Origin of the sequence: Candidatus Binatus sp. (assembly GCF_036567905.1) — a bacterium.
Taxonomy (GTDB): domain Bacteria; phylum Desulfobacterota; class Binatia; order Binatales; family Binataceae; genus Binatus.
This window is the reverse complement of the sequence record NZ_DATCTO010000051.1, coordinates 1-8,247: the sequence shown is the minus strand read 5'-3', so window position 1 is coordinate 8,247 and position 8,247 is coordinate 1. Positions and strand designations below refer to the sequence as shown.

At 62.8% G+C, this 8,247-nt stretch carries 8 protein-coding genes; 3 read left to right on the top strand and 5 right to left on the bottom strand.

Annotated elements, in window-relative coordinates:
- Nucleotides 1-694 precede the first annotated feature (694 nt).
- A complete protein-coding gene (locus VIO10_RS08415) occupies nucleotides 695-1,678 on the bottom strand; it encodes a hypothetical protein (protein ID WP_331962245.1) in 984 nt (327 codons plus the stop codon).
- A 50-nt stretch (nucleotides 1,679-1,728) separates the two neighbouring features.
- Here VIO10_RS08415 and VIO10_RS08410 point away from each other — a divergent pair, with 50 nt between their 5' ends.
- Nucleotides 1,729-2,286, top strand: a complete 558-nt coding sequence (locus VIO10_RS08410) for a CDP-alcohol phosphatidyltransferase family protein (protein WP_331962242.1) — start codon at nucleotides 1,729-1,731, stop codon at nucleotides 2,284-2,286.
- An 89-nt stretch (nucleotides 2,287-2,375) separates the two neighbouring features.
- Nucleotides 2,376-2,834 carry a hypothetical protein gene (locus VIO10_RS08405; RefSeq protein ID WP_331962239.1) on the top strand — a complete coding sequence of 153 codons (459 nt, stop codon included), beginning with the start codon at nucleotides 2,376-2,378 and terminating at the stop codon, nucleotides 2,832-2,834.
- Between the two features lie 151 nt (nucleotides 2,835-2,985).
- Here VIO10_RS08405 and VIO10_RS08400 read toward each other — a convergent pair whose 3' ends face one another.
- From VIO10_RS08400 to VIO10_RS08385, 4 genes are all read right to left on the bottom strand, one after another.
- On the bottom strand, nucleotides 2,986-3,756 hold the full coding sequence (locus tag VIO10_RS08400; protein WP_331962236.1) for a hypothetical protein: 771 nt from the start codon (nucleotides 3,754-3,756) through the stop codon (nucleotides 2,986-2,988).
- 31 nt (nucleotides 3,757-3,787) lie between these two features.
- Nucleotides 3,788-4,936, bottom strand: coding sequence for a metallophosphoesterase family protein (locus VIO10_RS08395; protein ID WP_331962233.1), 1,149 nt, complete (start codon nucleotides 4,934-4,936; stop codon nucleotides 3,788-3,790).
- Nucleotides 4,937-4,966: 30 nt separating this feature from the next.
- Nucleotides 4,967-6,271 (bottom strand): cytochrome-c peroxidase, encoded by a 1,305-nt coding sequence (locus VIO10_RS08390; RefSeq protein WP_331962230.1) that lies wholly within the window; start codon nucleotides 6,269-6,271, stop codon nucleotides 4,967-4,969.
- 116 nt (nucleotides 6,272-6,387) lie between these two features.
- Nucleotides 6,388-6,918 carry a ferritin-like domain-containing protein gene (locus VIO10_RS08385; RefSeq protein ID WP_331962227.1) on the bottom strand — a complete coding sequence of 177 codons (531 nt, stop codon included), beginning with the start codon at nucleotides 6,916-6,918 and terminating at the stop codon, nucleotides 6,388-6,390.
- Nucleotides 6,919-7,060: 142 nt separating this feature from the next.
- On the opposite strand from VIO10_RS08385, the gene pcnB reads away from it, so the two are divergent.
- Nucleotides 7,061-8,247, top strand: a 1,187-nt coding sequence (pcnB, locus tag VIO10_RS08380) for a polynucleotide adenylyltransferase PcnB (RefSeq protein WP_331962224.1), incomplete at its 3' end; no start/stop codon positions are given.

Genomic DNA, 8,247 nt, shown 5'->3' with positions numbered 1-8,247 from the left:
ATGCGACCGCACGGCAGTCTCGGCGCCTTGACGCCAGCCGAGTTCGCAGCGTTAAAAAGACGGGAAACGCAACCGCCCGAGGAGGGCGAAAAAACCGGCGGACTCTACTTATGATTGGCGGGAAATTGGGGAGCAGGCCATACAGGGCGCAATCTTCTCGCGCGCGATGTGCGGCGCATCAGACAATCGCGCCGCAGAAGTCCCTCACCCGCGCCGGAGGCGTGGCCTATTCCGACGGGGCGAGGAAGGAGCCGGGGTCCCTCCGCTTTGGTCGGGATGACACAAAGATGAGAGGTGGGCGGGTAAAGAATACGGACGCAGAATCCTGAATCGCGCGCCCGTGGGCACGGGAGACCAGTGTTAAGAAGGGAAGACAGGGCGCGCTGTATAAGGACCCTCACCTTCATCCTCTCCCTAACAGGGAGAGGAAATTAAGAGAGAGGCAAAAGGAAAGGATCCGGGATTCTTCCCCTTCGGCTGCGCTCAGGGCTTCGGCGGGTGGAAGCGGAGCCTATTCCGAAGGGCTCTAGAATGACGCAAAAAGTGGACGCCTTTCCCCCTTAACCTGTTTGATCACTGGGTGCAGGGGTCACCCCTGGCCGTGGCGACGGCAGCGCAGTATTAGGCCGTTGGCAGGGGCCGCGCGCGACAACGGAGCGCGGCCTTAATACTGGCCAGCCGTGCCAACGGCTGCTCAGACGGGCGGTTTTTCGAGCTGATCGCCGAGAATTTCGGACAGCCGCTCGGCCGGAAGGCGGCGCAAATCGGGAAGCGCGAAGCCCGACGCCGCGGCATGACCGCCGCCGCCATAGTGTTGCGCGAGGATTGACAAATCGACGTCGCAATCGGAGCTGCGGCGCAGGCTGACGCCCTGGCTTCGCAGATCGAACAGCGCGACGATCGTGCGCGTCTGTTCCTTGTAGAGATGCGCCGCGACTTCGCTGCTGTAGCCGAAGCAGCACGCCGTCCGCACCATGATTCCGTTGTCGAGCTTGCGATCGACCATCGTCGCGTGGGCCAATTCGACGCTGCGGCGCATCGCATCCTGACCCGACTCGAACGCGGCGCGCAGCTTGCGGCTCATCCGCGGCTCGCGCAGTTTGAGGATTTCGCGATACGACGAAGTTCCGCCGAGCGTCTGCACCGCAAGCGCCCAGTCGGAAGACTCGCGAATCTTGTGGATCCAGCGATCGTGATCGTCGGCGATCATCACGAAGGGCTGGAAAGCCTCGAACTCGGCGCGCTGGCGATCGGGAAGATCGCGCCCCATTCGTTTGAGAAAGTTGAACGTCAGGCGCGCCGCCGAATATTGCTCGCTGAGAACTTTGCCGGCGAACGGCACCTTGAACTCGGGGGCATCGGCGCGGGAGACTGCGGTGCGATGGTGATCGATCCAGTAAATGCGCGCGCCCCGTTCACTCAACTCGGCCAGATGCGCGCCGGTCGCCGGTGAGTTCCAGGACAAATCGGTGATCCAGATTTCGTTTTCGCCGCCGGCGTCGCCGGACTTGAGCGTCAGCTCCTGGATAACGCGGTCGGCGTCGTTGTTGCCGGCCAGCCGGGTGAGGACTTTATGGCCGTCGTAAAAGCGCGCCACCGCGGCCGCCGCCATCACACCGTCGAGGCATGACGGACCGTGGCTGACGACCTGAATCGAGCGGGAGGTTTTTCCGGGCATAAGGCAACGATTGTAGAGCATTCAGCGCTTGCGAGCGAAACGGTGAAAAGGTGAAACACCGCCGCAGCCGCGGCGCCGCGATGCTCGCGCAGATGCCCAACGGCTTGAGCGCGATCCGGTTCGCGCTGGCCGCGATCTGGATCGAGCTGGCCGCCCGTGGGCATCAGGGACGGCTGGCATTCGCGATAATCTCGATAGTTGGCGCGGGCAGCGATTTCATCGACGGGCGAATCGCGCGGCGGCTGGGAGTCGCGAGCGGCAGCGGGCGATGGCTCGACGCAATTGCGGATGTGACGTTCGTGCTGGCGGCGCTTTTATCCGAAGCGGCGGCCGGCGCGATAGCCTTTTACATCCCGATCCTCATCGCGCTTTCGTTCAGCCAGTACGCGATCGATTCGGTCGTGCTCGGAGGGCGCGCGGCGCGTCCGGTACGGAGCCGGCTCGGTCATTGGGGCGGGATCATCAACTATGCGCTGGTGATCGCGCTTGCGATTTCGCCGCCGCCGGCGCTTGCCGGTGCTATCGTGCGCGCCCTCGCGCCGCTCGTCGCGCTGTTCTACCTATCCGCGATCTCCGAGCGCGCCTGGCTCTTGTACCGCTCGCGCTGATCTGTTAGAGGTTCTTATTCAGCGCAGAGGGCTCCACAAGGGAAACTTATTGCGGTACAGTTCTTGCTGGATCCCAAGAGGGATACACGATGAAACTGCAAGCGCACTTACCCACAGTCAGTATCGGCGCGCGGAATTTGCATGCGGCGATGATCGCATTAGTTTCGCTCTTCGGAGCGGCGGCGCTGCTGCTGATGCTACAATCGGGCACCCTGCTCAATAATACATTGCTTGGGCAGCTGCGAGCGTCGCCGATCATGCCTCCTCAAATTGGCGTTTCGCATCGCGTTTCGCTCGATCTTCACTTCTGGAAGCATCCGATCAGTCCGTGGAAGCGGTTTTCAGTTGCGCACCCGCTACGGGCAAACGTCACTTCATCGCAACGATTCTCAATTGGCATGGACGACCGGGCCGTGTTCAATACCTTCGGCGAAACGGCGCTTCGCGGCATGTTGGCGGAAAAGGGAACAGTACCCGAGCTCAAACCGCGCAATGATCGTCTGATGCTGATGTTGATGTTGCTCCGGCTTGATACGCGTCGCAGCTAACTCTGCTTAGGATTGGCGGGAAATTTGGGAGCAGGCCGCAGCGCCTGCCGGGGTTGCTTTCGTGCCCCTTTAGTAACGCTATCTTTTGGGTCCTATCGCATCATGTGTGTGCCCAAAGGAATCATGCGCCGCTGCTCAAGGGCGCGGGCGCTTAGTGCTTGCCGTAGTCGAGCGCGACGCCTTTGCGCTGCGCGAGGATGTACGCTTCGAGCGCGCGCAGTCGGGTATCGTTGGGATCGAGCGCCTTGCCCTTGAGCGGATTCTCGATGCACCAATCGATCATGTCGCGCAGCAGCGCCACGCGCTGTAGCTGGACCTGGTATTTCGGATAAGTCTCGGGATGCGTATTCGACCCGTCCGGATGGCACATGTCGCAGCTCACGCCAATCGTGCCGCCGACGGCAGCGCCGTCGTGGAATAGCTGGTTCCCTTGCGCGACGAAATTGTCGGTCTCGTTCTTCCAAACTTTGTAGTCGCGATCGGTGAAGCTCGCGTAGGTGTCGCCCTGCTGCGTTCCCTTCGATTGCAACTTCGCGCCGGTTGGCTTGGCCGCCGCTGTACCGGCGCCTGACGCTGCCGATGGAGCCGGTACGGGCTGAGGCGACTGGTCTGTCTGATGCTCTTGCTGCGCCATCTCCCATTTCTCGCTGGGATGCTCGCGCTGCCATTGCGCCATCAACTGGCGCGCGATCTCGACCGCCTGCGCATGCGGCATGGACTCGCCCGGCTTGAGGCCTTTCACTTCCACGCTGGTTTTGCCGTCGCAGAGCATCACGACCGTGCCGCCGTTTTTCGAAACCGGCACTTGATGGACAGGCAGGGGAGGCGCTGGTTGCGCGCGAAGCCGCGGCGCGTGCATCACGACCGCGAGTATCGCGGCAGCTCCGGCGGCGGTTGCCAATGCGATCGATCGTCGGGTCATATTCGCCTCGAGCAAGCTTTCTTCCCCGGCCTCAGTAGCTCGCGAACTGTGGCGCGGGCGGCCGCGCGATCTTGCCGTGCGAAACCAGGTAGTCGGCCTTCACCGTGACCGGGTTGCGATCCCACAGGCTGTAGATCTTGTCCGCCAATCCGTCGGCGCGCACATTTATCCGGCCGTCGCCCAATCCGTCGAACTGATCGAACGGATCCGCCCGGTTCATCTGAATAGTCAACGGCGGCAGCCCGGTCGGCGCGTACGGCCACGGCCACGCCGTCGAGAGCATCCCGTAAAAACTGATGTTCCCGATCTGGTTGTAGAGCATCTGATGGGTATGGCCGTGGATCACCGTCACGTGCTGGTACGGCTTCAGAATCGCCTGCACCTGCTCGGCATCATCGGTCCAGAAATTCCAGTTGCGGTAGTATTTGTAGAGCGGCGAGTGCGAGAAGACCAGCAGCGGAGTGGTGTGCGGCACCTTGGCGAGGTCGGCGGCGAGCCACTTGCGCTCGTCGTCGCCGACTTCGAAGCGCGACTGTATCCCGTTGTCGAGGCCCGCGACCGTGTGCATCCTCTCGGCCGGCGTCATTTTGCGCGCCGTCCAGAAATCCTTCTCGTGCACGCTCATCAGCACCACGACGTGCACGCCCTTCCAGTCAAACGAGTAGTTGGGCGGGCCGAACATCTCCTGCCACGCGTCGCCCATGTCGTAGAACCAGTCGTGCTCGCCGACCATCATTTTCACCGGCGCCTTGACCTCGGCGAGGAGCTGCATTCCCAGGTCGAGCTCCTCGCGCCGCCCGAGTTGCGCCAGGTCACCGCCGAACAGCACGAAGTCGGGTTGCGGATCGAGCGCGTTCACGTCATCGACCGCCCTGGCTACCGCGCGCACGAAGCGCTGGTTGAGCGTGCGCTGATAGAGATGCGAGTCCGAGATGTACGCGAAGGTGAACGGCGGCTTGCCCGCCATCCCGGCCGCACCGGCGGTCTTGTCGGGCGCGGCGTTGGCGACTTCGACGAGCTGGAACGAATGCGGCGGCATCAGGCTCTTCGCCATCACGGCGCCGGTCGTCGCGGCCAGCACTTTCAGAAATGTCCGCCGGTCCAGACCGCGCAATCCGCGCAGGGCCGCGTCGCGATCTTCCATGTATTTCGTTTCGACGCTTTTATGCCGAGCAGCCATCGCCCGCCTGCCTTAAGATTTTTCGTCAGGTTAGTCGCCACCGAGCAACGCCGGATTCTCGTCGGTCTGTGGCGGTCCGATATCGCCGAACGGTCCCGCCAATCCCGGCCCGCGCCCGTTGTCGCCGTTGGCGGCGGCGGTATCGCGCTGCGGGCGGTTGGTGCGCGAACGTTTGAACTGGAGGTCGTATTCCTGCTTGGCGGCGTCGGCGTATTCGGGGCTGGTCAGGCTGGCGAGAAACGCGACCAGGTCGTCCTCTTCGGCTTCGCTGAGGCCGAGCGGAACGATCCCGCCGTCGAGGTACGGGTTCTGCACGCCGCCCTTGTTGTAATGATCGATCGTGTCCCACAGCGTGACCTGCGAGCCGTCGTGGAAGTACGGCTGCGTGACCAGCAGGTTGCGCAAACTCATGGTGCGGAACGCGCCGATATCATGCGGCTGCTTGGTGACCAGGAAACGCCCGAGCCCGCTCATGTCGGTGCCGATAGCCAGCTTGTCGATCTCCTCGGCGTTGCCGCCGCTTTGGCTGAGCGTGTCGAGCGCTTTGCGCGCGAGCGGCACGAAGTTGGCGTTATGCGCCGACACGCCGATGTTGTGGAACTTTTGATCGGTAAACAGCGGCTGCGTCGGATTCCATGCGTGACACGACATGCAGCGGCCCTTGCCGTTGAAAATCGACCATCCGCGCTTGGCCGAATCGCTGATTGCGCTCGGGTCGCCGGCGATAAACTTGTCGAACGGCGAGTCGAATGCGAGTTGGGTGCGCTCGTACGCGGCGATCGCGCGCTCGATATCGGCGAACGTGACGTCGTGCCCGAACACATCCTGGAATTGCTTGCCGTACTCGGGAATCGCCTTGACCTTCGCGACCGCGTCGTCGGTCGATTTCATGCCCATCTCGACCGGATTGGTTACCGGGCCCTGGACCTGCGCCTCGAGCGACGGCGCGCGTCCGTCCCAGAACTGCGTCACGTTGAACAGCGCGTTGAGGACGGTAGGCGCGTTGCGCTGGCCGAACTGCGCGCGGATACCCATCGAGGTCGGTAGCTGATCGGTGAAGCCCTTGGCGGGAGCGTGACAGTGATCGCAAGATATCTTGCCGTCGGCGGACAAGCGATCGTCAAAAAACAGCGCCTTGCCGAGCGCAATCTTTGCCGGCGTCTGCGGATTGTCGGGCGGAATCACCCACGAATAGAGATCGGCCGGGAAACCCGCCTGCTTCTCGGACTTGGGATCGGCAATCGGGCCGGGTCCTTGCGCGCCAGCCAGAGTGAACGAAGCAACCACCACCGTCGCGGCGAGAATGGAGAAGAGAAGCGTCCGTGCGGGCTTCATCCTGAGGTTCTCCGGGGCCCGATGGCGAAGCGGAATGCTCCGCGCGCTATTGAATTCCAACTAGCTCACAGCGGGCATTTTTGTCAACCAGTGCTCGCCGTTGTGCAGCGGAATCGTCAGCTCATCTTGGTGAGCAAATCCGACATGTCGTTGGCGTGCTCTTCTTCCATCTTGTTGATCTGTTCGATCAGTATCTTGGTGGTCGGATCGCCATCGCCCAGCCATCGAATGATTTCCTGATACGTCTGGATTGCGATCCGCTCGGCGACCAGGTCTTCCTTGATCATGTCGAGCAGCGTCTTGCCCTCGACGTACTCCGAGTGCGAGCGGTCCGCGAGTCCCTTGGGATTGAAGTCGGGCTCGCCGCCGAGCTGCGTAATTCGCTCCGCAATCCAATCGGCGTGCTGCTGCTCTTCGTTGGCGTGCTGCAGGAATTCGGCCTTGACGGAATCGGAGCTGATCCCCTGCGCCATGTAGAAATGGCGTTTGTAGCGAAGCACGCAGACTATCTCCGTCGCCAGCGCCTCGTTGAGCACTTTCAGCACCTGCTGGCGATCCGCCTTGTAGCCCTCGGTCACGGCGCCCTCTTCGATATGCTTGCGGGCGTTTTCGCGAATCTTTTTAAGGTCGATTAGAAACTTGTCCATATCGCAGTCTCCTTTGTCATCGCCCAGCGTAGCCCTTTTACCGCTTCTTGGGCAGGATGCGCGCGTCGCAAAGCGTGCCTGCGGGAACGATGAAGCGCGGGCGGTATCGTGCTAGGTTTGGAGCGAATTCGGACAAACGGAATTGGAACCCCGCATACTTGAGCGCGCCGAGCATCCCATCTCGCGCCGCGATATCGATGCCAACGTGCTCAAGGTCCTCTATCGCCTCGCCGGCGCCGGCTACGACGCATTCCTGGTCGGCGGCGGGGTGCGCGATCTGATGCTCTCGCGCAAGCCCAAGGACTTCGACGTCGCCACTTCGGCCCATCCGCAGCAGGTCCGCGAGCTGTTCCGCAACTCGCGCCTGATCGGGCGGCGCTTTCGCCTGGTCCACGTTTTCTTCGGCCGGCAGAATGTCGAGGTCGCCACCTTCCGCCGCCAGGCCGAGGCGGTCGCCGACAGCGACGATCCGCTGATTCGTCTCGACAACACTTTCGGCACGCCCGAGGAAGACGCGTTTCGCCGCGACTTCACCGTCAACGCGCTGTTCTACAGTCCGCAAACTTTTCACGTGATCGATTTTCCCGGCGGAGTTGACGACCTCAGGGCTCGATTGATCCGCACTATCGGCGACCCCGAGTTGCGGATGCGCGAGGATCCGGTCCGCATGATGCGCGCGGTACGATTCGCGGCCAAGCTCGGCTTCGAAATCGAGCCCGCCACGCGCGTCGCCATCGAGCGACATCGCGCCGATCTCGCCAAGGCCTCTGTGCCGCGCCTGGTCGAGGAAACTTACAAGACGCTCGGCCAGCCCGAGGCCGCTCACGCGCTGGTGCTGATGGCAGAGCTGGGATTGCTCGAGTACGTAATCCCGATTCTTTCCACTCATCTGAAATCGCGCGGCGCCATGCTCGCCGAGCAGCCCATCGTCCGCAACATGGCCGCGCTCGGTCGCGCGATCGCGGGCGGATTTGCCCCCGATCATTCGATCGTGCTGGCCGCGCTGATGCTCGACCTGTATCGCGACGAGCACCGCCGTGGCGCCGACCGCCGCGTCGATCTGCTCGGCGAGCTTCGCGCACGCGGCTTTGCGCGCGGCGACACCGAGCAGATGCGCCTGATTCTCGAGGCCTTCGAGAATCTCGCGGCGCCCACTGGCCGCACGCGGCGGCTGATGCGCCGGCCGTACTTTCCCGACGCGCGGATGTTCTTCGAGATGGCCGCACCGACTTACTCGATCGATCCCACGCGCATGTTCCGATTCCTTGCCGCCCCCGACAGCCTGAGCCCCGGCCCCGTCTTGCTCGACCGCGGCGGCGCCGACCCCGC